The following is a 23,220-nucleotide window of genomic DNA, read 5'->3' on the forward strand; positions in this document are numbered from 1 at the left end:
TCTTTACCCCTTCCATCCTTCCGCCCAACCAACGCACGATCGTCATACTCCAAGACGTTTATTCGTAAGCCTTTGGTCGCACGCACCCCTAAGGGGCGTACGCAACCAGTAGAGGCTGACAATACCCTCGCGTGAAAGAAGGTGCTCTCGAACCGATAGTCGCGCCGTGAATGCCACGGATAGCACGCCTTGATTTTGGATGATCACCCATCTGGGCACACCGCGGCTATCCGTCTGGGCATCTCAATGGGTGGTTACAGTCGAGTAGTGGCGCGACACGCCGATTCACGGCAGCCACACCCGACCGGGACGCCTCGTGAGCAGCGCCCTGTTGAAGGTCCCGCCCATTGTGCGAGTACGTGCGGTAAGGATGATGGCGCCGTCCGGCCCGCTGTCACCTTCTGACCCGGCGGGTCCTACAGAGCCAGGTTCGCCTTCGTCGCCCTTGGCTCCAGGATCACCCTTTCCCCCTTCTCACCAGAGAGGCCGTTCACGGTCCTACCCGGCAAGCCCTGCTTGCCGGGCTCCCCACGATCACCGTCAGGAGGCCACGTTCGGGTGGGGCGATGCGGCCGCGAAGTGGAACCGCTCCTGCGTCAGTCGCGTCTGCTGGTGTACGCGACGAAGGGCCTGAGATGGATCCAGCCTTACGCAATACGCGCCCTCCACCCCCTCCCTATCCTCCCCGGCCACCGGGGCGACCAGTCAACCCGCGCCCGTATGCACCGTTGCGGCGCGTGCTGCGTGAAGATGAGTGGCCCAGGTTGTCCGAACTGCTCCCGGGCCCTCGTCCCGGAAGCCTGCGTCCCACCGCTCTGGTGCTGTTGGTGCCGTGCATGTGGGGGGTGACCGTGGCTCTCGTAGTCTTCTACGAGGTTGCCAAGTCCGCCCGCCGGACAGCCCACCGCTTCTTTCCCCGGCGCCCGCGAGGACGCGTCCAGGAGGACACACTGCTGAGGGCACAGCGCCTTCGGGCATGGTCCGCCATCGCCGTATCGGGTGGACTACTGGCGGTCTACGGAGGAGTGTCGGATGCGCTGGACCAATTCGTACAACGGCTCTACCTCGCCCCGTGGTTGGCCCTGCTGAGCGCGGTACTGGTGGCGGGAGCACTGTACGGGGCCGCCCGGCGCCACAAGCGTCTGCTCATGCGGACACATTTCAAGAACGCAGGGCTGACCATCCTGGCGTACATCGGCGCCTGGATTCTCTTGCCGACGGTTTTCATCGGGACGCTCATGACCATGAGCATCATGCCGGACGCGATCTCCCACACGTCATTGCTTCTCGCTTACCTGGTCGGGCTGGCCCTCTGGACACCGTTCTGGTGGATAGTCCACTTCCTGTGTTTCGCCTCGGGACCTGCGGTACGCAACGCTTTCAGCCTCTCTGCCCTCCATCCCGCTCTGCCGGCCCTGACGACAAGTGTCGCGGTCTGGGTATTCACCCTCGTCAGCCAATACACAGGCAGTTTGCCCCCGTTCCCGGAACCGATAGCGGTCTGCGCAGTTTTCAGCGGACCGGCAACGGTAACCGCACTGGCCTGGTGGGAGATCCATCGTCTACGCCAACGCCATGGCATGCGCTGGCGTGGCTGAGCCGCCGATCCCACACCATCCGCCGCCCGCCCGAGGAGGAAAACTCGATGGTTGTCCTGTGTGCCATAGCCGGTTACATCGCCGTCTATTTCGCCTACCGCGAGGCCCGGGTACAGCGCGATCTGAAACGCAACGGAACCCTCGCCAGAGGAAGCGTGGTGCGCCACCACGCCGACTCTGTCGGGAGGGACAGCACGGCGGTCTTCGCCATCATCGAGTTCGCCGACGCAGATGGCGTCCTGCATACGTTCCAGGCCCAGTCATCAGGCGTCAAGCAACTCCCCGTGGGCGACGAGGTCCCCGTGCGCTACCGGGCCGACTACCCCACTATCGCCCGAATCGACCTTGCTGGGAAGAAGCTGGCAAATATCGCGATCCCCTTGCTCGTTGGCGCCCTGTTCTTCGGTGGCGCCGTGGCCGTATCCCTGGACCACGGAGGCAGCACCGCAGGGCACGGCCGTTGAGTGACGGTGGTGACGTCGCTGGTCGAGGACGCCGTGACAGCGCCGTCCACGCACAACACCCAGCCCTGGCACACGCAGGCGGGCTGCGCCTCGAGGAAGAGGGCCGGGTCCGGCTTGGCGGGCAGGCCCAGTCGTGCGGCCTCCCCGCCGTCGACGACCGCTTCGAAGAGACCGTGGATGCCGGCGTCGTACTGCGGCCCGCCCGACGCCACCCGTGCTGATCGGGTGTCCGCCGTGCGCCCGTACCGCTCCGGCCGCCCGGCCCCGAGTTCCGGAGGGCCGGGAAAGTCGCTGCTCATGGGTTCTCCTCGGTAGTGACCCAGGACTACCCGTCCACGGTCGCACCGAGTGACGGCCCACGAGGATGGGCCCTATGGTCCCGATCGAGGCCTGACGGCCCTCCCCGTGCGAGCGGCTGACGATTCCCGGATCAGGATCCGGCGCGCGTCCGGACTTCAGCGTTCGGATTTCCTCAGGGCCGCGGCGAGCGAGGTGATGGCTGCCGGATTACGCGGGCTCTCCACGAGATCCACGTAGTCGAGGACGACGATTCGGTCGTTCTTGATCGCTGAGACGTTGGCCAGCGGCGGATAGGACTTCAGGAACTTCCGCTTCTGTTCCGCACTCGTGTCGCCGTAGTTGTTGATGACGATCACCTCGGGGTCGCGATCCACGACCGTTTCCCAGCCCACCGTCGTCCAGGTGTCCTCGAGGTCCTTCATGACGTGATCGCCGCCGGCCCTGGTGATGATGTCGTGCGGGCCGGCATAGGCACCCGAGGTCAGAGGCTTGTCCCGGCCGTCGTCGTAGAGGAACACCCTGGGCCGGTCAGCTCCCTTCAGGGCAGCCGCTTGTGCCTGGGACACTTCCTTCCGGAACCGGGCGATGAGGGAGTCGGCGCGCTTCTCGACGTCGAATATCCTCCCCAGGTTCCGGAGATCGGTGTAGAGCGCTTCGAGAGGCGCCATCACCCCTCGTGCCTTGCCTCGCCCGTTGCGGCACGACTCGCTCAACAGGTACGAGTCGATGCCCACCTTCTTCAGGGCTGCCGGGGTGAAACCGTCCCCCTCGTTGAAGCCGTAGTTCCAGCCCGCGAACACCAGATCGGCGCGTGCGTCGAGGACGAGTTCCTTGCTTATCGTCTTCTTCGAGAGCCAGGTGGCTTTCTCGTAACCGCCCTTCCAGGGGACGGACGTCAGATCGCCCTTGTCGTCGGGCATCACGTAGCCCGCCATGTGGTCCTCGAGTTCCAGGGCGAACATGATCTCGGTGATGCCGACGTCGTTGGTGACCACGCGCTGTGGGGCTCTGTCGTAGGTCCTCTTCTCACCGCAGTTCTCCACGGTCACCGGGTAGTGGCCCCCGGCCGCGTGTGCCTTCGCTCCCTCTTCTCCGCTCTGTGGGGCGACGTTCGCTCCACAGGCGCTGAGGGCCATGACGGCGGTGAGCGCGAGGCCGAGTGCGGCGGGACGTATCAGGTTGGGCATGGTGGCAGTTGTTCCTCAGGAAGGGGTGACGGGGAGGAGACGGTCGAAGATCAGCTGTACCGCGCCGGTCTCCGGGTGCGGTACTCGATGCGCCCGTACGCCGAAGACCTCGGCCAGCAACTCGGGGGTGAGTACGTCGTGCGGAGCGCCCGAGGCGACAATCCGGCCACGGTCGATCACATGGAGGAGGTCGCAGTGGAGCGCGGCGAGATTGAGGTCGTGCAGAGCGGTGAGCACGGTCAGCCCGCTGGCACGGACCAGGGCCAGCACCTCCAACTGCTGCGCGATGTCCAGATGGTTGGTGGGCTCGTCGAGTATCAGAACCCGCGGCTGCTGGGCCATGGCTCGGGCGATCAGCACCCGCTGTTTCTCGCCTCCGGACAGGGTCAGGAAACCCCGGTCGGCCAGGTGCGCGGCCCCGACCTCAGCCAGTGCCTCCTCGCACCTCCGCCGGTCCTCGTCGGACACGCGTGCTGTCGGCCCCTGGTGCGGCATCCTTCCCATCGCCACGATCTCGGCGACGGTGAAGTCGAACTCGTACGTCGACTCCTGGGGAAGCGCGGCCAGCCTGCGGGCACCTTCACGCGGGCTCATCGCGTGCAGGTCCTCGCCACCGATCCGGACCGTTCCGGCCGAGGGGCTCAGGGCCCGGTACACACAGCGCAACAGGGTGGACTTGCCACTGCCGTTGGGCCCCACGAGGCCGACAAGCTGGGCCTCCCCCGCTCGCAGCGTGATCTCCTCGACGAGACGCACACCGGCGATCTCGACGGTGAGGTCATCGATCTCGATCTGCATCATGCGCTCCCGAAGGTGTAGGAGCGGCGGCGCATGAGCAGGACGAAGCACGGCACGCCGATCATCGCGGTCAGCACGCCGACCGGCAGTTCGGCCGGGGCGAGCAGCACACGCGAGAGGATGTCCACCCAGACCAGCAGCACGGCGCCCGCCGGCGGTGCGACAGCCAGCAGCCTGCGGTGGTCCGCGCCGACCATCATCCGTGCGGCATGCGGGACCATCAGACCGACGAAGCCGATCGCGCCGCTCACCGCGACCAGCGCCCCGGTGACCGCGGCGGAGACCAGGAACAGCTCCTTGCGCAGCCTTCCCGCGTCCACGCCGAGGGCGGCGGCGGTCTCGTCGCCCATCGCCAGGGCGTTGAGGCGGCGGGCCGACCACGCGAGGTGTGCCAGGCCACCCGCCGTGACGCCCGCGGCAATCGGCACGGAGGACCAGGTGGCGCCTCCGAGACTGCCGAGCATCCACATCATGGCCGAACGGGCGGCCTCACCCCGTTCTGCGGCGAACACCATGAACGTCGTGACGGCCGAGAAGCCGTAGTACATGGCCGTGCCCGTCAGGACCAGTCGCAGCGGGGTGAGGCCACGAGCGCTGCGGGCGATCGCGTAGACGAGCATCATCGCGAGAAGCGCGGAGAGGAAGGCTGCCGTGGACAGGGCCCAGACGCCGAGCGCGCCGAACACTCCGAAGATGAGTACGGCGTTCGCACCGACAGCCGCACCGGAGGAGATGCCGAGGACGAACGGGTCGGCCAGGGCGTTACGGACCATGGCCTGCACCGCGACGCCGATGGCCGACAGGCCTGCTCCGACGACCGCGGCCAGCACGGCACGCGGAAAACGCAGTTCCCACACGATGGTGTACCCGGGGACGTCGCCGGGAGAGATCGACCCTCCCGTCAGACCGGCCCACAGGTAGCGCACCACCTCTCCCCAGGAGATCCCGGAGGCCCCGATACCCGCGCCGCAGACAAGAGAGAGCGGCAGCAGAGCACCGAGAGTGATCACCAGAAGTGGCAGGGGCGCACGCCGGGGAGGGGCGGGTCCGCCACCGGTGCGTGCCGCGCGCGAGGGTGCGGCAGGTATGCGTTCGAGGGGAGTGACCACGATCGGATCGCTTTCACCTCAGGCCGTGCACCCTACGATCGAAGGAACGGCCCGGACGCGAAGCGCCTACGCAGCGCCTCTCGCAGTCCACGGCGAATTGACGGGAGCTATCACCGCCACGGGTAATCGGGCTTGCGGAGCCATGGGGCGGGCTCCGCCTACCGTTGCGGGTCAGCGCCGGAATTCGACCGGACTTCCCCCGCGGGGCGATTGCAGCTTAGCGGGTACCGGATGACACAGGTGCACGCCCCGGACCTGGGGCCGGCCGCCCGCACGGTGGCCTCTCCCAGTCCCAGCCGCAGTCGAGTGCGACGAGCTGACGGGCTGACGGGCTGACGGGCTACTGATACTCCCCGTACTGCGGGAGGTACTGAGCCGATGGCCTGGGAAGGATCCAGCAGCGGTTCGACGTGACCCTCCTGAAGTGTTCCGCCGGGCGATACGGCCCGATGCCTCGCGATCGGCGGAACCCCTCCAGTCGTCGTCACACCGCGGCGCCGGCGTCCTCACGCGGTCCCGCCGATGCGGCGTCGGGGGCCCGGCCCGCCGGCGGCACGGCGGGCCGGAGGTCCGGGGCGTCGGCGGTGCTCCCGGCCGCCGCGCGGCGACGTGCAGCGAAGGTGATGGCGATGAGGGTGAGCGCGACGGTCCCGGAGAGCGCGGGCCAGTACACGTAACGGTAGTTGGACTCGGGAGCGGTGGGCAGGTAGGCCAGGATGTACAGGAGCGAGCTGGCCCCGAGGAGCCGCAGTTCCCGGGAGTACGGGCCGGGCCACCGGCGGCGCAGCACGAGCACCAGCGAGACGGCCAGCCAGAACCAGCCCTGGAACAGCAGAGGCAGGTCGCGGGCGGCGCCGGTCACGTAGTTGCGCAGCGCGCCCCTCAGGGTGTCGTTCAGTGGCTCCTTGCGCACCTCCGGGTGGAGCCGGGCGCCGGCGTTGACGTGGGTGCCGTTCCAGAAGACCTGATTGCTCTGGAAGAGCAGCTTGGTGAAGACCTGGATCCGGTATTCGGCGTAGCCCTTCCAGTGCTTCGGCATCTGCTGCGTCCACATCCGGACGACGACGTCGGCGCGCCGGTCCAGATACGTCACGTCGAACGGCTGCTCCTGCGGGAAGCACTGCAGGTACGCGTCGGAGGTGATGTGCCGCTTCTGGCAGTTGACGGCGGCGGTGACCAGGCGGTCGCGGAGATCCGCGCCGGCGCCGGCGCGCTCGGCGGCGGTGCGCACCTGCGCCGGGGTGAGCACGTGGACGAGGTCGTCCACCGGGATCACCGCGTACACCCGGGTGGCCGACGGTGCGGTGGCCGCTGACACCGCGGCGCTGCCTGCCAGCACGGCCGCGACGAAGACTCCGGTGGCGGCCAGCCAGCGGCGACGCCCGGGGGCGGGCCACGCCGTGAGGACCAGCAGGGCGAAGACCGGGATCGCGGCAGGGATTCCGTTCTTCCGGACGAGGGCGGCGTACACGAGGAACAGCAGCCCCAGCACCAACAGGGCCCAGCGGGTCCGAACCCGGTCCTGTGGCAGCTCACGCACGGTGAGCGCGATGGCGAGGACGGCGAGGAGCGCGTAGGCCAGGTGCACGTCCTTCCAGACCACCCCCGTCAGGTTCATGATGTGCGGGGCGAGTCCTACGGCCAGCACCGCGAGGGAGAGCCCGCGGCTGCCGGTCCTCCTCCACGCCAGGCGGGCGAGGACCCACAGCGTTCCCCAGAGCAGGGCTGCCTGCAGGGCGGCCATCGACGAGAAGTCCCCCGTGATCCGGATGATGATCCGCCACGCGAGCGCCATCACGGGTGGATGCCAGTCGTTCATCGGCTGGTCCCCCAGCGCCTGCCACAGCTGGGTGTTGCTGTCCGCGCTGAGGTATCCGGGGTGGAAGACGGTGGCCACGGCGTAGCCGCAGGCCGCGGCGACTGCCGCCAGGCACCACGGCCACAGCGTTCCCGCGCTCCAGGCTCTGCGCACTGCGATGGTCCACCGGTCGACGGTTGCGGACATGTGGGCGGGTCCTCCCAGCCGATGACGAGGGGTGCGGTGTCGCTCAACTGCGAGCTGAGAGGAAACAGTTCGCCGATAGCACGGCAGGAATGTACGCGTACCGGACCCCATAGGACAAACCGGAATGATTATTCGCCCGCACCCCAGTCGCGCCACACAGCGCGTACGGCGTCAGCGCGCCCCGTACACCGGTTGGGGCGTCTCGGCCGAGGCGAGCAGTTCGGAGGCGGCCGCCCCGGCCTCGGCCGGACTCCACCGGGCCCCCTTGTCGGCGGTGGGGCCGGGGCGCCAGCCCTCCATCACTGTGATCCGTCCGGCCTCGGCCTCGAAGACCCGGCCGCTGACCCCGGCGCAGGCGGCGGAGCCCAGCCACACGACGAGCGGCGAGACGTTCTCCGGGGCCATCGCGTCGAAGGCCCCTTCTCCGGGCGCGGTCATGGTCGCCGCGAAGGTCTCCTCCGTCATCCTGGTCCGGGCGGCCGGGGCGATCGCGTTCACCTGCACTCCGTAGCGGCCCATCTCCGCGGCGGCCACCAGGGTCAGGGCGATGATCCCGGCCTTGGCGGCGGAGTAGCCGCCCTGGCCGACGCTGCCCAGCAGCCCGGCTCCGGAGCTGGTGTTGACGACCCTGGCCTCGGGGGCCCGGCCCGCCTTCGCCTCGGCACGCCAGTGCGCCGCCGCGTGCTTGAGCGGCAGGAAGTGACCCCTGAGATGGACGCGCGTCACCGCGTCCCAGTCGCCCTCGTCCAGGTTGACGAGCATCCGGTCGCGGAGGAACCCGGCGTTGTTGACGAGGGTGTCCAGCCTGCCGAAGGTGTCGAGCGCGGTCGAGACCAGGGATGCGGCGCCGTCGGCGGTGGCTATGTCGCCGTCGTGCGCGACCGCCTCGCCGCCCGCCGCGCGGATCTCCTCGACCACCCGCTGGGCGGGGCCGGTGGCGGCGCCCGAGCCGTCGAGCCCCACACCGAGGTCGTTGACGACGACCCTCGCACCCTCGGCGGCGAACGCCAGCGCGTGGGCGCGGCCGAGCCCACGGCCGGCGCCGGTGACGACGGCGACGCGTCCGGAACACAGAGCGGTCGATGAGGTCATGACGAGTGTCCTTTCGATGGGAGGTGGGAGGTGAGCGATGGGAGGTGGGAGGTGTGCGAGGAGATGTGGGCGAGGGGCGTGGAGACGGGCCGCTTACGGGGGCGGGGCGCCGGGGTTGCCGAGTGGAGAGACGCCCTCCCGTGGAGTTCGTATCGCTGCTACGTTGAATCTAACAAACGTTAGGTGGAAAGGTAGCTGATCCGCTCATGGGTGTCTCCACCTCCGCCCCGCAAGAGGGCGTCGCCGTCGTCGGCGTGGACTTCCCCCCGGTCAACGCCCTGCCCGTGCGGGGCTGGTACGACCTCGCCGCCGCGGTGCGCGCCGCCGGGGCCGACCCCGGGGTCCGGTGCGTGGTCCTCACCGCCGAGGGCCGCGGGTTCAACGCGGGCGTGGACATCAAGGAGATGCAGCGCACGGACGGGCCCGAGGCGCTGATCGGCGCCAACCGGGGGTGTTTCGAGGCCTTCGCCGCGGTCTACGAGTGCGAGGTCCCGGTGGTCGCGGCCGTTCAGGGCTTCTGCCTGGGCGGCGGCATCGGCCTGGTGGGCAACGCGGACGCGATCGTGGCCAGTGACGACGCCACCTTCGGACTCCCGGAGCTGGACCGGGGAGCGCTCGGCGCGGCCACGCATCTGGCCCGGCTGGTCCCACAGCATCTGATGCGGACCCTGTACTACACCTCGCGCACCGTCACGGCCCAGGAGTTGCACGGGCACGGCTCGGTGTGGAGCGTCGTCCCGCGTGACCGGCTGGCCGGCTCCGCCTTGGAGCTGGCCCGGGAGATCGCCGCCAAGGACGGGTACCTCATCCGGCTGGCCAAGGCCGCCATCAACGGCATCGACCCCGTGGATGTGCGCCGCAGCTACCGCTTCGAGCAGGGCTTCACCTTCGAGGCCAACCTCAGTGGCGTCGCCGGCCGCGTGCGCGACACCTTCGGCACGGACAAGGAGCAGCAGACGTGACACAGGACAAGACCATGACGGCCGACGACGTCGTCGGCCGCCTGGAGAGCGGCATGACGGTCGGCATCGGCGGCTGGGGCTCGCGCCGCAAACCGATGGCCCTGGTCCGGGCGCTGCTGCGCTCGGACGTCACCGATCTGACCGTGGTGTCGTACGGCGGACCGGACGTCGGCCTGCTCGCCGCCGCGGGGCGGATCCGCAAACTGGTCGCGGCGTTCGCGACGCTGGACTCCATACCCCTGGAGCCGCACTTCACCGCGGCCCGGCAGCGCGGCGCGTTCGAGATGGTCGAACTCGACGAGGCGATGATGATGTGGAGCCTGACGGCGGGTGCGCAGCGTCTGCCGTTCATGCCGGTGCGGGCCGGGCTCGGTTCGGATCTGATGGAGGTCAACCCGGCCCTCCGTACGGTTACTTCTCCCTACGAGGACGGGGAGAGGCTGATCGCGGCCCCGGCTCTGCGTCTGGACGCGGCACTGGTCCATCTGAACCGTGCGGACGCCCAGGGCAACGGCCAGTACCTGGGCCCGGACCCGTACTTCGACGATCTGTTCTGCGAGGCCGCCGATCACGCCTACGTCTCCTGCGAACGGATCGTGGAGACGGCGGATCTACTGAAGGAGCACGGCCCGCAGACCCTGCTGGTCAAGCGGCTGTTCGTGGACGGGGTCGTCGAGACGCCGAACGGCGCGCACTTCACGTCCTGCGTGCCCGAGCACGACCGGGACGAGGCCTTCCAGCGCGCCTACGTCCGGGCCGCCCGGGACCCCGGGGCTTGGCCCGCCTTCGCCGAACGGTTCCTGTCCGGGGACGAAGCCGCCTACCAGGCCGCCGTCGCCGCGTTCCACCAGGAGGAAGCATGAGCGGCACCGAGAGCACCGGCCTCGCGCCGGCGAGCCGCGCCGAGTACTGCGTGGTGGCCTGCGCCGAGGCGTGGCGGAACGCGGGCGAGATCCTGGCCAGCCCGATGGGCACCGTCCCGGCGATCGGGGCGCGCCTGGCGAGGCTCACCTTCTCCCCCGATCTGCTCCTGACCGACGGGGAGGCACTGCTGATGGCGGACACGGCCGCCCTGGGGTGCGAGCCGGGGATCATCGAGGGGTGGCTGCCGTTCCGTCAGCACCTGACGCTGACCGCGACCGGCCGCCGGCACGTGATGATGGGAGCCAGCCAGATCGACCGGCACGGCAACCAGAACATCTCCTGCATCGGAGACTGGGCCAGGCCCTCCCGGCAGCTGCTCGGGGTGCGCGGCGCACCCGTCAACACCCTCAACAATCCTACGAGTTACTGGGTGCCCAAGCATTCGACCCGGGTGTTCGTGGAGCAGGTCGACATGGTCAGCGGCGTCGGGTACGAGCGCGCGGCGGCGGCCGGGGCGTCGGCGACCCGCTACCACCGCGTCCCCGAAGTCATCAGCGATCTGGGCGTCTTCGACTTCGAGACGCCCGACCGGACGATGCGGCTGCGATCCGTGCACCCCGGGGTGAGTGTCCAACAGGTGGCCGAGGCAACCGGGTTCGCCCTCACCGTGCCCGATGAGGTGCCGCTGACCCGGGACCCCACGGAGACGGAACTCCGGCTGGTCCGCGAGGTCATCGACCCGAAGCGGCTCCGCGCGCGCGAGGTCCCGGCATGACGGGCACCGCGCTGTTGCCGACCGCGCTCACCGAGCTGACCGGGGTGCGGCACCCGATCGTGCAGACCGGGATGGGCTGGGTGGCCGGTCCCCGGCTGGTGTCCGCCTCCGCGAACGCCGGAGCGCTGGGCATCCTGGCCTCGGCGACGATGACCGTGGAGCAGCTGCGGGCGGCGGTCCGCGAGGTCAAGTCCCGTACGGACGCGCCGTTCGGGGTCAATCTGCGGGCGGACGCCGGGGACGCGGACGAGCGGGTGCGGATCATGATCGACGAGGGCGTGCGGGTGGCATCGTTCGCCCTCGCCCCGTCGAAGGAGCTGATCGCACGGCTCAAGGACGCGGGTGTCGTCGTCATCCCGTCCGTGGGCGCCCGGCGGCACGCGGAGAAGGTCGCCGCGTGGGGCGCCGACGCGGTGATGGTGCAGGGTGGTGAAGGCGGCGGACACACGGGCGACGTGGCCACCACCGTGCTCCTCCCCCAGGTGGTAGACGCCGTCGGCATTCCGGTCATCGCGGCGGGCGGCTTCCAGGACGGCCGCGGCCTGGTGGCCGCGCTCGCCTTCGGGGCAGCGGGCATCGGGATGGGGACGCGTTTCCTGCTCACATCCGACAGCACGGTCCCGACGGCGGTGAAGGCGAAGTACCTGGCCGCGACCGTCAAGGACATCACGGTCACCGACCGGGTGGACGGCCTGCCGCACCGCATGCTCCGCACCGGCATGGTCGATTCCCTGGAGCGGTCCGGCCGTGCGGCCTCCCTGCTGAGGGCGGTACGGCATGCCTCGGCGTTCCGCAAGGAGTCCGGTGCGAGCTGGCCGCAGCTGATCCGCGACGGCCTGGCGATGAAGCACGGGCGGGAACTGTCCTGGAGTCAGGTGCTGCTGGCCGCCAACACTCCGATGCTTCTCAGGGCCTCCCTGGTCGAGGGACGTACGGACATCGGGGTGATGGCGTCGGGGCAGGTGGCGGGTCTGATCGACGATCTGCCGTCCTGCGCGGAACTGGTCGAGAGGATCATGGCCGACGCGCGAGCGGCACTGAAGGCCCTGCCGGGGGTGGGCTGACCCCCTCCCGCAGGTACGGAGTCACGTCCCGGACCGTCCGACGGCGCGGTGGATCCGCGCCGTCGGACACGAGCTCAAGCGGGCGGCGCGACCGGGGTCCACATGCCGAACCACTGCTCTGCGCCGAAGTCCTCGTACCGTTCCACCTCGATGAACCCAAGCTTTGCCGCGAGGCGCATCGAGCGCTGGTTGGCGGTCTGGGTGCGGAGCACCACCGCTTCGCCGGGAAGGGCTCCGGCGAACCAGTCGAGGGCAGCCGCGCACGCCTCGGTGGCGTACCCGAACCCCCACGCCCGTGGCAGAAAGAGGTAGCCGAGCTCGGTCTTCCCCAGGTCTGGACGGATGTGTCCTGGACCCTCCGCGTGCGGATCGAGCATGATCGTGCCGATCGGCGTCCCGTCGAGATCGATCACGAAGAAGCCGGGACGCCGCCCGGGTACCTCGGGCAACGTGCGTTCGAGCTCGGCACGCGGTCGAGGACCACCGAGGTAAGTACCCACTTCCGGCGAGGCGTTCAGCTCGATGACCGCCGCACGGTCCCGGGCTTCGGACGCGCGGAGTACGAGCCGGTCGGTCCTGACCGGGGCAGGTGGCCAGTCGAGGGCTCTGGGGTCGGTCACGCGGCCCAACCTACTCGGCGGGCTCGGAGGGGATCAAGAGAAAGGCGGACGACGGAAGCCCCCGCGGGCCCCTCTGCCGTTCACTGTTGTTGCCACACCTGCGCCCGCCCCTGTTGCCCGTCCCTTTTACTCACCGTGCCGATGTGAGAGTTGACTCTCACATATTGTGAGAGGAGACTCTCACACCATGGACTCCAGCAATCGCCTGGGCGATATCGAGATCAGTGATCCGCAAGCGATGCGGGCGTTGGCGCACCCGGTGCGGCTGGCGATCCTCGACCACCTGCGTCGGCACGGGCCCGCCACCGCGACGCAGCTCGCGCCCGACGTGGGGGCGACGCCGTCGGTGACCAGCTGGCACCTGCGTCATCTGGCCGGCTTCGGGCTGGTTCGCGACAGCGAACCCGGCCCCGACCGTCGCCAGCGGCGGTGGGAGGCGGTGGCACGCGGCTTCCGGTTCGAGATGCCGCGGGATCCGGCTGACGAGGAGGGCCGGTCGGCCGCGCGCGTCCTGTCGCAGCAGATGTTCCTGCACCATGCGGAGCTGCCGAGCCGGTGGGCGGCGGAGGTGGAGCCCGCGCTCGAACCGGAATGGCAGAGGCTGGCGGGGCTGGCAGGCACCCGCGTCGTCGTCTCCCCCGAGGAACTCGCCGCCATCGAGGACGGGATCGAGCGCCTCCTCGCCCCGTACGTCACACGCGAGGAGACCGAGCGGCCGTCCGACGGCCGTGGCGTCCAGCTGCTGCGTTACGTTCTGCCGGAAAGTGCCCAGGAGCAGCCCGGGCAGGCGCCGTGAAACCGGGGCCCAGCGCTGCGATATCGCTGTGGCGGGACCGGGGGTTCCGACGGTTCTGGGCGGGCCACACCGTCTCGCAGTTCGGCGACCGGATCACCGAACTGGCACTGCCGTTGATCGCCCTCGGCGCCCTGAACGCCTCTGCCAACCAGGTGGCGTGGCTGACAGCCCTCATCTGGACCCCGAACCTGCTCGCGATGTTCCTGGGCGCATGGGTCGACCAGCGGGCCGGCAAGCGCCGGCTGATGATCCTCGCCGATCTGGTGCGCGCCGCGGCGCTGCTCAGCGTTCCGGCGGCCTACCTGCTGGAGGCGGTGACGCTCGGCCAGCTCTATGTCGTCGCCCTGCTCATGGGCGCGGCAGGAGTGCTGTTCAACACCGCCTATCCCCCGTTCTTCGTGGGCCTCGTGCCGCGCGCCTCCTACGTGGAGGCGAACAGCAGGCTCAGCGCGAGCCGCTCCGCGTCGTATGTCGCCGGTCCCGCCGTCGGTGGCGCGCTGATCCAGATCTTCACCGCTCCCGTGACCCTCGTCGTCGATGCCCTGACCTTCCTGGCATCGGCGGCCCTGATCCGCCGCGTCCCGGTCGACGAACCGCCGGTCGCGGCCGATGCCACGGCGACCACGATGGTGCGGCGTGCCAGGGAAGGGCTGGCGCTCGTGGTCCGCCACCCGGTGCTGCGCGCCGGTCTCGGCTGTGCGGCGACCGTCAACTTCTTCACCTTCATCGCGGGCAGCGGACTGATCGTGCTGTTCGCCAGCCGGGACCTCGGACTGTCCCCGGGAGTCATCGGTCTCGCCTTCGGCGTCGGCGCGACGGGTTCGCTCCTCGGCGCCCTGGCCGCTCCGAGCCTCTCCCGACGCTTCGGGGTGGGGCGCAGCATCGTCGTGGGCGCGGTCCTCTTTCCCGCGCCGATCGCCATCGCCGCCCTCGCGCACGGCCCGGCCGGGTTCGGCGCCGGGGCCCTGGCCGCGTACCAGTTCCTGTCCGGCTTCGGTGTGATGCTGTTCGACGTCAACCTCAACGCCCTCCAGACCACCGTGATCCCGGACGGACTGCGCAGTCGTGTGGCCGGCGCGTACAGCACGGTCAACTACGGGATACGCCCCGTCGGTGCCGTCGTCGGCGGCCTCCTGGCCACCGTCGTCGGGCTGAGGGCCACGCTCCTCGTCGCTGCTGTCGGCGGAGCGCTCTCGTTGCTGTGGCTGCTGCCCTCGCCCATACCTCGCATCCACTCCCTGACCCCGGAAAAGGCCACGGACGCGGCCAGTTGATGCGGTTCGGCAAGGGGCGAGGGAGTGCCGTGGACAGCCCTCAGGGCAGGAGCCGCACGATGTGCCTCAGGGGAGGAGCCGCATGACGTGGCCCACCGCCGTGAGCCTCTCATCGACCGTGGCATCGCCGGGAGCCTGGATCTTCGCCCCCGCATAGGAGAACGCGCCTTCGGCCGCCCGCAGGCAACGGCGTACCGCCTCGGCGTCCATGAGGGAGGTGGGCTCGTCCTCGGTGAGGGGCAGGTGCGCGTCCGCCCACGGTCCTCCGAAGCCGTTCGCGGTCGGGCCTGCGCCGGAGAACATGACGCCCTCCAACAGCCCCTCGGCGGCGAGCCGGCCGATCTGGGCGAGCGGCCGGCCGGGGTCCTGCGCCTCGATCGCCGAACGGCCCCAGTTGATGGTGATGCCGATCCCTCCTTCGCGGGCGAGGGGGATCTCGTCCTCCAGCGGAAGGAACCGCTTCTCGCCCGGGACGGTCGGCGCGTACGCGTCGCAGTGCTCCAGGACGAGCCGGGTGGACCAGGCACCCGCGGCGGGTGCGCTCGCCGCGATCTCACCGAGAGAGCGGGCGAACATCCCGGCCACCGCCGTCGTCGAGGGCGCGGTGTGGATGTGGATGGCGGAGACCGACTGCTCGCCCGTGAGCTGGTTCAGCTCCTCGGCGGCGATGCGAGCCGCACCGAGGAAGTCGAGCGCCGCCCGTCGGCCGTCCTGGTCCCCGGAGGCGAGTCCGAAGGTGCCCGAGGCCCCCACACGCGCCATCGTGCCGGGGATGAGGGTGATCACCGAGCGGGTGAAACGGCCACGCACCTGGGCGGCCAGCCAACGGATGTCCGCACCGAGGTCGTCGCGGAACGGGATCTCCAGCCCGTCGGCGAGTCCCCGGTCGGCGAGCCCGTCGTAGAAGTGTTCCTGGTCGGCACGGAGTGAGGGCAGCGCCGCGTACGCGCCCACCAGAGCGACGGGCCGTTCTGAGTTCATGGTGTCGGGTCTCCAGTGCTGATGTCTGTCGGGCGGTGCCGCGGTGCCGCGTCCGGCGGGACGCCGAGCGCCTTGCCGATCGGGTCGTAGTGGGAGGTGACCGCAGCATGGAAGGCACGGGCGTCGCCCGCCTCGGCGGCGTCGAGCATGAGCCCGTGCGCTCGCGCCGTCTGATCCATGTCGGCCGCGACGGAGAGCCCCAGGGTGGGTACCACCACGGTGTGCACCTCCCAGAACGCGCTGACCAGCTGCCCGACCAGCGCGTTGTCCAGCCGCGCCAGCAGTCCGGTGTGGAACGCGCGGTCCTGCTCCGGGAAGGTCCGTCCTTCGGCGGCCACGGCGACCATCTCGTCCACCAGCGCGTGCAGACCGGGGTTGGACGTGCCCGCCAGGCTCGCCACGATGCGCTCCGCCATGCCGTGGTCGAGCACCTGGCGGATCTCGACCACGTCGCGCAGTGCGCGCAGGTCGTCACCCGGACTCAGCACCCCGCGGAAGACGAGCATCTCGACGAGGGCGTCGAGCGACATGGCGCCCACATACGTGCCGTGACCGTGGCGCACGTCGACGATGCCGAGCGTCGACAGGGTACGAACCGCTTCCCGCACGCTGGAGCGGGAGACACCCAGGCGTTCGCAGAGCTCGGTCTCGGTGGGCAGCAGATCTCCGGGGCGCAGGCCCTCGGCCAGGATGAAGTCCTTGATCTGGCCGGTGGTGGTCGCCCGCCTGGAGGCGCTCCTCCCGGGCGACGCGTCGGGCGTGAGCGCTCTGACGCTCCGCTGCGCAGCAGCCATCTTGTCCCCCTCGGTTCGCCGTCCTGGGGGTGACCCTACCTAAGATCAGACATCAGATGTTCCGATCCGAGACGTTCTGAGCCGCTCAGTGGTGGTCGGCGACGTTCAGTGGTGCCCAAAGGTGTTCAAAAGGTGTTCAGAGGCGTTCAGAGGCGCTCGATGACGGTGACGTTGGCCTGGCCGCCGCCCTCGCACATGGTCTGGAGACCGTAGCGGCCGCCGGTGCGCTCCAGTTCGTGCAGCAATGTCGTCATCAGCTTGGCACCGGTGGCGCCGAGCGGGTGGCCGAGCGCGATGGCGCCGCCGTTGACGTTGACCCTGTCCGGGTCGGCCCCGGTCTCCTTCAGCCAGGCCAGTACGACCGGCGCGAAGGCCTCGTTGATCTCCACCAGGTCGATGTCCCCGATGGACATACCCGCCTTCTTCAGCGCGTACGCCGTCGCCGGGATGGGCGCGGAGAGCATCCGGATCGGGTCCTCGCCCCGCACCGAGAGGTGGTGGATACGGGCGCGGGGCGTCAGGCCGTGTTCCGCGACGGCCCGCTCGGAGGCGATGAGCAGGGCCGCGGCGCCGTCGGAGACCTGCGAGGAGACCGCGGCGGTCAGCCGGCCGCCCTCGACCACCGGTGCGAGACCGGCCATCTTCTCCAGCGAGGTGTCGCGGCGCGGCCCCTCGTCCGCCGTCACACCGCCGTAGGAGACGGTTTCGCGGGCGAAGCGGCCCTCGTCGATGGCGCGCAGGGCCCGCCGGTGCGAGCGCAGGGCGAACTCCTCCATGTCCTCGCGGGTGATGTCCCACTTCTCCGCGATGAGTTCGGCGCCGTGGAACTGGTTGACGGGCGCGTCACCGTAGCGGGCGCGCCAGCCCTCCGAGCCCGCGTACGGGCCCTCGGTCAGCCCGAGCGGTTCGGCGGCCTGACGGCTGGCGAAGGCGATGGGGATCATCGACATGTTCTGGGTGCCGCCCGCGACGACCAGGTCCTGGGTGCCGGACAGCACGCCCTGGGCGGCGAAGTGGACGGCTTGCTGGGAGGAGCCGCACTGGCGGTCGACGGTGGTGCCCGGCACCTCCTCGGGGAGGCCGGCGGCGAGCCACGCCGTACGGGCGATGTCGCCGGCCTGGGGGCCGACCGTGTCAAGGCAGCCGAAGACGACGTCCTCCACGGCCGCGGGGTCGACGCCGGTGCGTTCGACCAGCGCCTTGAGGACGTGGGCCCCGAGGTCGGCGGGGTGGACGGCGGCGAGCCCGCCCTTGCGCCGGCCGACCGGGGTGCGTACCGCTTCGACGATGTAGGCCTCGGTCATGACTGCTCCTCCGTACGAGAAATGACGCTCGGTCAGGTCCGGGTGTGATGTCTTCGAGGGTCATGGGACAGGTACTGGCGGGCGCTCTCCGGGCTGTGGGTGCCATCGGGGCGGTAGCAGGAGGCGGCGGGCCGGACGGTGTCGCGGATGAACCGGTGGGCGAGCCGGACGTCCGGGTCGCCGCGGAACGCCCGCTCGGCACCGGCGGTGACACTCACGCCCTCTGGCTGCTGACGGAGACGGTCTCCCCCGTCATGTACGAGGAATAGCCGCTGGCCAGGAAGACGATCACGTTGGCGATCTCCCAGGGCTCCGCATACCGGCCGAAGGCCTCGCGTTCGGTGAGCTCGGCCAGCAGGTCGGGGGTGGTGACCTTCACCAGATGCGGGTGCATGGCGAGGCTGGGCGCGACGGCGTTGACCCGGACGCCGAAGTCGGCGGCCTCCAGGGCCGCGCACCGGGTCAGGGCCATGACGCCGGCCTTCGCGGCGGCGTAGTGGGCCTGGCCGCGCTGGGCGCGCCAGCCGACGACGGATGCGTTGTTGACGACGACGCCCCCGGTGTCGCCGTCCTTGAGGTGGCGCAGGGCGGTTCGGGTGCAGCGGAAGGTGCCGGTCAGGGTGACGTCGAGGACCTTCGACCACTCCTCGTCGGTCATGTCGAGGAGGTCGCACGTGCCGCCGAGGCCCGCGTTGTTGACGATGATGTCCAGACCGCCGTGGCTCGCGGCGGCGAACGCGAAGAGTGCGTCGACCTGTTCCTGGTCGGTGACGTCGCAGGGCAGTGCGGCCACGTTCTCCGCGCCGAACTCCTCGGCGAGTGCGGCGGCGCTCTCCCCCAGCCGGCGTGCGTGGGCGTCACCGATGACGATCCGGGCACCTTCCTCCAGGAACCTGCGGGCCGTCGCCCCGCCGATCCCGGAGCCGGCTGCCGCGGTGATCACCGCGGTGCGCCCGCGGAGGAGGAAGTGCCCTGCTACGTAGGCCGGCTGGGTGCTCACGGGCGGATCTCCTTGGGCAGGCCGAGGACGCGCTCGGCGATGATGTTGCGCTGGATCTCGTTGGACCCGGCGTAGATGGTGTCTGCGCGGGAGAAGAGGAACAGCCGCTGCCAGTCGTCGAGTTTGTACGGTTCGCCGGGCGCGGTCATGCCGCCGGCGCCGAGGACGCTCATGGCGAGTTCACCCAGTTCCCGGTGCCAGGTGGCCCAGAAGATCTTGCCGATGGACGCCTCGGGGCCGGGTGCGCCGGCGGCGGCGCCGTCGAGCATCCGCAGGGCGTTGCAGCGGATGGTCTCCAGACCGGTCCAGGCGCGGGCGAGCCGGTCCCGGATCAGCGGGTCGTCGGCGGCGCCGTTGCGCCGGGCCAGGGCGATGAGGGACTCCAGTTCGCGCCGGAAGCCGACCTGCTGGCCGAGGGTGGAGACGCCGCGTTCGAAACCCAGGGTGGCCATCGCCACGCGCCAGCCGTCGCCCGGTCCACCGACGATGTGCTCGGCGCGGGTGCGGGCCCCGTCGAAGAAGACCTCGTTGAACTCGCAGGTGCCGGTCAGCTGGGTGATGGGGCGGATCTCCACGCCGGCCCCGTCCAGCGGCACCAGAAGATAGGACAGGCCCCGGTGGCGGGAGGCGCCGGGCTCGGTGCGGGCGATCACGAAGCACCACTGCGACTCGTGGGCGAGTGAGGTCCAGGTCTTCTGCCCGGTGACCACCCACTCCTCGCCGTCGCGCTCGGCCCTGGTCCGCACGCCGGCCAGGTCGGACCCGGCGTCGGGCTCGCTGTAGCCCTGGCACCACAGCTCCTCGACGGCCACGATCGGCGGCAGGAACCTGGCCCGCTGCACGGGCGTGCCGAAGGCCAGCAGCGTCGGGCCGAGCAGTTGTTCCCCGATGTGGTTGACGCGCGCGGGGGCGTCGGCGAGGGCGTACTCCTCGTGGAAGGCGACCTGCTGTTCGAGGGTGGCGCCGCGCCCTCCGTGCTCCTCGGGCCAGCCCACGCACGTCCAGCCATCGGCCGCCATGTGCCGCTCCCAGCCGAGCCGTTCGGCGAAGGCCTCGTGCTCGCGCCCCGGGCCGCCCCGGCCGCGCAGACCCGCGAAGGAACCGGTGAGGTTGGCGGCCAGCCAGCCCCGGATCTCGGCGCGGAACTCCTCGACGCTGCTCATGGGGGTACGTTAATCTACCAAACACTTGTTAGGGAAGGAGTGGCCGATGCCCGCTGCCCACGACGAACCGGTGCGCTACGAGAAGAGCGGCCCGGTCGCGACGGTCACCATGAACCGGCCCGACTACCGCAACGCGCAGAACTCGGCGATGACGTACGCCCTGGACAGCGCGTTCTACCGCGCGGCGGACGACAGCGGGGTGAAGGCCGTGGTGCTGGCCGGCGCCGGCGAGCACTTCTCCGCCGGCCACGACATCGGCACCCCGGAGCGGGACGCCCATCTGCCGTTCGACCGCCGGGCGGGGCTCTGGTGGGACCACTCGGACAAGAAGGGGGCGGAGAGCCGCTTCGCCCGCGAGTCCGAGGTGTATCTCGGGATGTGCCGCCGGTGGCGGGAGCTGCCCAAGCCGGTTATCGCTTCCGTGCAGGGCGCGTGCGTGGCCGGCGGGCTGATGCTCGCCTGGGTGTGCGACCTGATCGTCGCCTCGGAGGACGCGTTCTTCGCCGATCCGGTGGTCCGCATGGGCATCCCCGGCGTCGAGTACTTCGCGCACCCCTGGGTGATGCCCCCACGGATCGCCAAGGAGTTCCTCTACACGGGCGACCGGATGAGCGCACGGCGCGCCTACGAGGTCGGCATGGTCAACCGGGTCGTGCCCCGGGTGGAACTGCCCGAGCGCACGCGCGAACTGGCGCTGCGCATCGCCGAGATGCCGCGCCTGGGCCTCGCCCTGACGAAGCGCGCCGTCAACCAGGCCGAGGACCTGCAAGGGCTGCACACCGGCATGGACTCGGTGTTCGGCCTGCACCACCTGGCGCACGCGCACAACGCCGAGACCGCGTCCGACCCGCTCGGCGGCATGGACATCCAGGCCATGAAGGAGGCCGGCGCCTGATGGACCTCGACTTCGACGCGGCCGACGAGGCGTTCCGTACCGAGGCGCGCGAATGGCTGGCCGCCCACGTCCCGGCCACCGCACTGCCGTCCCTGGAGACCGCCGCGGGGTTCGCCGCCCACCGCGAGTGGGAGGCCACCCTCGCCGCCGACCGCTGGTCGGTGGTGTCCTGGCCCGAGGAGTTCGGCGGGCGCGGCGTCTCCCTGCTGCGCTGGCTGGTCTTCGAGGAGGAGTACTACGCCGCCGGGGCGCCCGGCCGGGTCAGCCAGAACGGCATCAGTCTGCTGGCCCCCACCCTCTTCGAGCACGGCACGGCCGGGCAGCGAGCCCGGATCCTGCCCGCGATGGCGAGCGGCGAGGTCATCTGGGCGCAGGCCTGGTCGGAGCCGGAGGCCGGTTCCGACCTTGCCTCGCTGAAGTCGGTGGCCGTGCGGACCGAGGGCGGCTGGCTTCTCAACGGCCAGAAGACCTGGTCCTCCCGGGCCGCCTTCGCCGACCGGGCCTTCGGCCTGTTCCGCAGCGATCCGGACGCGGACCGGCCGCACCGGGGCCTGACGTATCTGATGTTCCCGCTGGACGCGGACGGGGTCACCGTACGGCCCGTCGGACGGCTCGACGGGAAGCCCGCCTTCGCCGAACTCTTCCTGGACGAGGTGTTCGTCCCGGACGAGGACGTCATCGGCGAGCCCGGACAGGGCTGGCGGGTCGCGATGAGCACGACGGGCAACGAGCGCGGACTCACCCTGCGCAGTCCGGGCCGGTTCACCGCCGCCGCCGACCGGCTGGCCGCTCTGTGGCGTGAACACGGTGACCCGGCGGACACGGCGCTGCGCGACCGGGTCGCCGACGCGGTGACCGGCGCCCGCGCCTACCGGCTGTACTCCTACGCGGGCGCCTCCCGGATCCTGCACGACGAGGGCGGACCCGCCGGGGCGGCCTCCAGCCTCAACAAGGTCTACTGGTCGGAGCTGGACATCGCCCTGCACGAGACGGCGCTCGATCTGCTCGGCCCGTGCGGCGAACTCGCCGACCACGCCGGCGACTCCCCCGCCGGCGGCGGCTGGGCGGAGGGCTACACCTTCGCCCTGGCCGGGCCCGTCTACGCGGGCACCAACGAGATCCAGCGCGACATCATCGCCGAGCGGCTGCTCGGACTGCCGAAGGGACGCCGGTGATGCGCTTCTTCCCCGACGCCGAACAGCGCGAGTTCACCCGCTCACTGGACGGCCTGCTCACCTCCTGCGATGTCCCGGCCGCGATCCGGTCCTGGGCCGGCGGCGACCACGGCCCGGGACTGACCGTCTGGGCCCGGCTCGCCAAGGCCGGGGTGTTCGGGCTCGCGGTACCGGAGAGGCACGAGGGACTCGGGCCGCTGCCCCTCGAACTCGCCCTCTCCTTCGAGGTACTGGGCAGGCACGCCGTGCCCGGGCCGCTCGTCGAGACGGTCGCGGCGGCGGCCCTGCTGGACCGCCTCGGCGACGAGCGCGTCGCCGCCGAGCGGCTGCCCGGCATCGCATCGGGCAAGTCGGCCGCCTCCCTCTGCCTGACCTCGCTCGGCCCGTACGCGCTCGATGCCGACATGGCCGATCCGGTGTTCGTGGTGGACGGGGACATCCTGCGCATCGCCGCCGGGGCGGGCCCCGTCCAGCCGTCGGCCGATCCGGCGCGGCGGCTGTCGCGGCCGTCGGACGGCACAGTCCTCGCGCGCGGCGCCTCGGTGACGGCCGCCGCCGGGTACGCGGCCGATGTGGCCGCGCTGGCCACGGCGGCCCAGTCGCTCGGCGTCGGCCGGACCCTGCTCGCCCGTACGGTCGCCCACGTCGGGCAGCGCACCCAGTTCGGGGGGGCGATCGGCTCGTTCCAGGCGGTCAAGCACCGGCTGGCGGACACCCTGCTGGCACTGGAGTTCGCCGAACCGCTGGTGCACGGCGCCGCGCTGGCGCTCGCCGCCGGTGACGAGGCGGCGGGCAGCGACATCGCCGCGGCCAAGGTCACGGCGGGCGAGGCCGCGTACGGGGCGGCGCGCACCGCCCTCCAACTGCACGGCGCGGTGGGCTACACCGATGAGCTCGACCTGTCCCTGTGGATCCGCAAGGCGCGCCCGCTGCGCGACGCGTGGGGAACCCCGGCCGCGTGCCGGGCCCGGGTCCTGGCCGGCTGAGCGCACACCGAGGG

23 protein-coding genes, 1 pseudogene and 1 riboswitch are annotated in these 23,220 nt (G+C 70.7%); of the genes and pseudogenes, 11 read left to right on the forward strand and 13 right to left on the reverse strand.

Annotated elements, in window-relative coordinates; translation table 11 throughout:
* The first annotated feature begins 1,025 nt into the window (after positions 1 to 1,025).
* Complete coding sequence (locus ACFVJX_RS11010; RefSeq protein ID WP_384131765.1) at positions 1,026 to 1,598, forward strand: hypothetical protein; 573 nt, start codon at positions 1,026 to 1,028, stop codon at positions 1,596 to 1,598.
* 47 nt (positions 1,599 to 1,645) lie between these two features.
* The gene (locus ACFVJX_RS11015) at positions 1,646 to 2,062 is read left to right on the forward strand and encodes a DUF3592 domain-containing protein (protein WP_384131762.1); all 417 of its coding nucleotides are present in this window, start codon (positions 1,646 to 1,648) and stop codon (positions 2,060 to 2,062) included.
* Between the two features lie 86 nt (positions 2,063 to 2,148).
* Here ACFVJX_RS11015 and ACFVJX_RS11020 read toward each other — a convergent pair.
* From ACFVJX_RS11020 to ACFVJX_RS11045, 6 genes and pseudogenes are all read right to left on the reverse strand, one after another.
* Positions 2,149 to 2,247, reverse strand: a pseudogene (locus ACFVJX_RS11020) (hydrolase); the annotation flags it as partial.
* A 270-nt stretch (positions 2,248 to 2,517) separates the two neighbouring features.
* Positions 2,518 to 3,549, reverse strand: coding sequence for an ABC transporter substrate-binding protein (locus ACFVJX_RS11025; protein WP_384131759.1), 1,032 nt, complete (start codon positions 3,547 to 3,549; stop codon positions 2,518 to 2,520).
* 15 nt (positions 3,550 to 3,564) lie between these two features.
* Complete coding sequence (locus ACFVJX_RS11030) at positions 3,565 to 4,347, reverse strand: ABC transporter ATP-binding protein (RefSeq protein ID WP_384131832.1); 783 nt, start codon at positions 4,345 to 4,347, stop codon at positions 3,565 to 3,567.
* Positions 4,347 to 5,456: a FecCD family ABC transporter permease gene (locus ACFVJX_RS11035; protein ID WP_384131756.1), complete on the reverse strand. Its 1,110-nt coding sequence runs from the start codon at positions 5,454 to 5,456 to the stop codon at positions 4,347 to 4,349. Before ACFVJX_RS11035 ends, ACFVJX_RS11030 begins: the two co-directional genes overlap by 1 nt.
* A 99-nt stretch (positions 5,457 to 5,555) precedes the next feature.
* Positions 5,556 to 5,686, reverse strand: a riboswitch (cobalamin riboswitch).
* Between the two features lie 254 nt (positions 5,687 to 5,940).
* On the reverse strand, positions 5,941 to 7,461 hold the full coding sequence (locus ACFVJX_RS11040) for a hypothetical protein (protein ID WP_384131753.1): 1,521 nt from the start codon (positions 7,459 to 7,461) through the stop codon (positions 5,941 to 5,943).
* A gap of 171 nt (positions 7,462 to 7,632) precedes the next feature.
* Positions 7,633 to 8,553 carry an SDR family oxidoreductase gene (locus ACFVJX_RS11045; RefSeq protein ID WP_384131750.1) on the reverse strand — a complete coding sequence of 307 codons (921 nt, stop codon included), beginning with the start codon at positions 8,551 to 8,553 and terminating at the stop codon, positions 7,633 to 7,635.
* Positions 8,554 to 8,759: 206 nt separating this feature from the next.
* Here ACFVJX_RS11045 and ACFVJX_RS11050 point away from each other — a divergent pair, with 206 nt between their 5' ends.
* Genes ACFVJX_RS11050 through ACFVJX_RS11065 form a run of 4 tightly spaced genes read left to right on the forward strand, consistent with a single transcriptional unit; the run spans position 8,760 to position 12,218 of the window.
* Positions 8,760 to 9,515, forward strand: coding sequence for an enoyl-CoA hydratase family protein (locus ACFVJX_RS11050; RefSeq protein ID WP_384131747.1), 756 nt, complete (start codon positions 8,760 to 8,762; stop codon positions 9,513 to 9,515).
* Between the two features lie 14 nt (positions 9,516 to 9,529).
* Complete coding sequence (locus ACFVJX_RS11055; RefSeq protein ID WP_384131829.1) at positions 9,530 to 10,378, forward strand: CoA transferase subunit A; 849 nt, start codon at positions 9,530 to 9,532, stop codon at positions 10,376 to 10,378.
* Positions 10,375 to 11,154, forward strand: a complete 780-nt coding sequence (locus ACFVJX_RS11060; protein WP_384131744.1) for a CoA-transferase subunit beta — start codon at positions 10,375 to 10,377, stop codon at positions 11,152 to 11,154. Before ACFVJX_RS11055 ends, ACFVJX_RS11060 begins: the two co-directional genes overlap by 4 nt.
* A gap of 14 nt (positions 11,155 to 11,168) precedes the next feature.
* On the forward strand, positions 11,169 to 12,218 hold the full coding sequence (locus ACFVJX_RS11065) for an NAD(P)H-dependent flavin oxidoreductase (RefSeq protein WP_384131826.1): 1,050 nt from the start codon (positions 11,169 to 11,171) through the stop codon (positions 12,216 to 12,218).
* A gap of 74 nt (positions 12,219 to 12,292) precedes the next feature.
* Here ACFVJX_RS11065 and ACFVJX_RS11070 read toward each other — a convergent pair whose 3' ends face one another.
* The gene (locus tag ACFVJX_RS11070; protein ID WP_384131742.1) at positions 12,293 to 12,838 is read right to left on the reverse strand and encodes a GNAT family N-acetyltransferase; all 546 of its coding nucleotides are present in this window, start codon (positions 12,836 to 12,838) and stop codon (positions 12,293 to 12,295) included.
* 187 nt (positions 12,839 to 13,025) lie between these two features.
* Between ACFVJX_RS11070 and ACFVJX_RS11075 the strand changes: the two genes are divergently transcribed.
* The gene (locus tag ACFVJX_RS11075; RefSeq protein WP_384131739.1) at positions 13,026 to 13,634 is read left to right on the forward strand and encodes an ArsR/SmtB family transcription factor; all 609 of its coding nucleotides are present in this window, start codon (positions 13,026 to 13,028) and stop codon (positions 13,632 to 13,634) included.
* Positions 13,631 to 14,908: an MFS transporter gene (locus tag ACFVJX_RS11080; protein WP_384131736.1), complete on the forward strand. Its 1,278-nt coding sequence runs from the start codon at positions 13,631 to 13,633 to the stop codon at positions 14,906 to 14,908. Before ACFVJX_RS11075 ends, ACFVJX_RS11080 begins: the two co-directional genes overlap by 4 nt.
* A gap of 66 nt (positions 14,909 to 14,974) precedes the next feature.
* Here ACFVJX_RS11080 and ACFVJX_RS11085 read toward each other — a convergent pair whose 3' ends face one another.
* The 6 genes from ACFVJX_RS11085 to ACFVJX_RS11110 form a co-directional block, all read right to left on the reverse strand.
* A complete protein-coding gene (locus ACFVJX_RS11085; protein WP_384131734.1) occupies positions 14,975 to 15,889 on the reverse strand; it encodes a DUF4862 family protein in 915 nt (304 codons plus the stop codon).
* A complete protein-coding gene (locus ACFVJX_RS11090; RefSeq protein WP_384131732.1) occupies positions 15,886 to 16,683 on the reverse strand; it encodes a FadR/GntR family transcriptional regulator in 798 nt (265 codons plus the stop codon). Before ACFVJX_RS11090 ends, ACFVJX_RS11085 begins: the two co-directional genes overlap by 4 nt.
* A 146-nt stretch (positions 16,684 to 16,829) precedes the next feature.
* On the reverse strand, positions 16,830 to 17,987 hold the full coding sequence (locus ACFVJX_RS11095; RefSeq protein WP_384131729.1) for an acetyl-CoA C-acetyltransferase: 1,158 nt from the start codon (positions 17,985 to 17,987) through the stop codon (positions 16,830 to 16,832).
* A 32-nt stretch (positions 17,988 to 18,019) separates the two neighbouring features.
* Entirely contained in the window at positions 18,020 to 18,205 is a 186-nt protein-coding gene (locus tag ACFVJX_RS11100) for a hypothetical protein (RefSeq protein WP_384131839.1), read from the reverse strand.
* Positions 18,202 to 18,987: an SDR family oxidoreductase gene (locus tag ACFVJX_RS11105; RefSeq protein WP_384131726.1), complete on the reverse strand. Its 786-nt coding sequence runs from the start codon at positions 18,985 to 18,987 to the stop codon at positions 18,202 to 18,204. Before ACFVJX_RS11105 ends, ACFVJX_RS11100 begins: the two co-directional genes overlap by 4 nt.
* A complete protein-coding gene (locus tag ACFVJX_RS11110) occupies positions 18,984 to 20,150 on the reverse strand; it encodes an acyl-CoA dehydrogenase family protein (RefSeq protein WP_384131723.1) in 1,167 nt (388 codons plus the stop codon). The genes ACFVJX_RS11105 and ACFVJX_RS11110 overlap by 4 nt, the downstream gene beginning before the upstream one ends.
* Positions 20,151 to 20,196: 46 nt before the next feature.
* Between ACFVJX_RS11110 and ACFVJX_RS11115 the strand changes: the two genes are divergently transcribed.
* Genes ACFVJX_RS11115 through ACFVJX_RS11125 form a run of 3 tightly spaced genes read left to right on the forward strand, consistent with a single transcriptional unit; the run spans position 20,197 to position 23,206 of the window.
* Positions 20,197 to 21,045, forward strand: a complete 849-nt coding sequence (locus ACFVJX_RS11115) for an enoyl-CoA hydratase (RefSeq protein ID WP_384131721.1) — start codon at positions 20,197 to 20,199, stop codon at positions 21,043 to 21,045.
* Positions 21,045 to 22,220: an acyl-CoA dehydrogenase family protein gene (locus ACFVJX_RS11120; RefSeq protein WP_384131719.1), complete on the forward strand. Its 1,176-nt coding sequence runs from the start codon at positions 21,045 to 21,047 to the stop codon at positions 22,218 to 22,220. The genes ACFVJX_RS11115 and ACFVJX_RS11120 overlap by 1 nt, the downstream gene beginning before the upstream one ends.
* Complete coding sequence (locus tag ACFVJX_RS11125; protein ID WP_384131716.1) at positions 22,220 to 23,206, forward strand: acyl-CoA dehydrogenase family protein; 987 nt, start codon at positions 22,220 to 22,222, stop codon at positions 23,204 to 23,206. Before ACFVJX_RS11120 ends, ACFVJX_RS11125 begins: the two co-directional genes overlap by 1 nt.
* Positions 23,207 to 23,220 lie beyond the last annotated feature (14 nt).

It is taken from the genome of Streptomyces sp. NPDC127177 (assembly GCF_042672475.1).
Lineage (GTDB): Bacteria > Actinomycetota > Actinomycetes > Streptomycetales > Streptomycetaceae > Streptomyces.

Coding starts and splice junctions, on each gene's coding strand:
- ACFVJX_RS11025 (WP_384131759.1), bottom strand. CDS start 3,549: ATGCCCAACCTGATACGTCCCGCCGCACTCGGCCTCGCGCTCACCGCC.
- ACFVJX_RS11050 (WP_384131747.1), top strand. CDS start 8,760: ATGGGTGTCTCCACCTCCGCCCCGCAAGAGGGCGTCGCCGTCGTCGGC.
- ACFVJX_RS11045 (WP_384131750.1), bottom strand. CDS start 8,553: ATGACCTCATCGACCGCTCTGTGTTCCGGACGCGTCGCCGTCGTCACC.
- ACFVJX_RS11125 (WP_384131716.1), top strand. CDS start 22,220: ATGCGCTTCTTCCCCGACGCCGAACAGCGCGAGTTCACCCGCTCACTG.
- ACFVJX_RS11085 (WP_384131734.1), bottom strand. CDS start 15,889: ATGAACTCAGAACGGCCCGTCGCTCTGGTGGGCGCGTACGCGGCGCTG.
- ACFVJX_RS11095 (WP_384131729.1), bottom strand. CDS start 17,987: ATGACCGAGGCCTACATCGTCGAAGCGGTACGCACCCCGGTCGGCCGG.
- ACFVJX_RS11030 (WP_384131832.1), bottom strand. CDS start 4,347: ATGCAGATCGAGATCGATGACCTCACCGTCGAGATCGCCGGTGTGCGT.
- ACFVJX_RS11040 (WP_384131753.1), bottom strand. CDS start 7,461: ATGTCCGCAACCGTCGACCGGTGGACCATCGCAGTGCGCAGAGCCTGG.
- ACFVJX_RS11110 (WP_384131723.1), bottom strand. CDS start 20,150: ATGAGCAGCGTCGAGGAGTTCCGCGCCGAGATCCGGGGCTGGCTGGCC.
- ACFVJX_RS11015 (WP_384131762.1), top strand. CDS start 1,646: ATGGTTGTCCTGTGTGCCATAGCCGGTTACATCGCCGTCTATTTCGCC.
- ACFVJX_RS11115 (WP_384131721.1), top strand. CDS start 20,197: ATGCCCGCTGCCCACGACGAACCGGTGCGCTACGAGAAGAGCGGCCCG.
- ACFVJX_RS11075 (WP_384131739.1), top strand. CDS start 13,026: ATGGACTCCAGCAATCGCCTGGGCGATATCGAGATCAGTGATCCGCAA.
- ACFVJX_RS11055 (WP_384131829.1), top strand. CDS start 9,530: ATGACGGCCGACGACGTCGTCGGCCGCCTGGAGAGCGGCATGACGGTC.
- ACFVJX_RS11090 (WP_384131732.1), bottom strand. CDS start 16,683: ATGGCTGCTGCGCAGCGGAGCGTCAGAGCGCTCACGCCCGACGCGTCG.
- ACFVJX_RS11120 (WP_384131719.1), top strand. CDS start 21,045: ATGGACCTCGACTTCGACGCGGCCGACGAGGCGTTCCGTACCGAGGCG.
- ACFVJX_RS11060 (WP_384131744.1), top strand. CDS start 10,375: ATGAGCGGCACCGAGAGCACCGGCCTCGCGCCGGCGAGCCGCGCCGAG.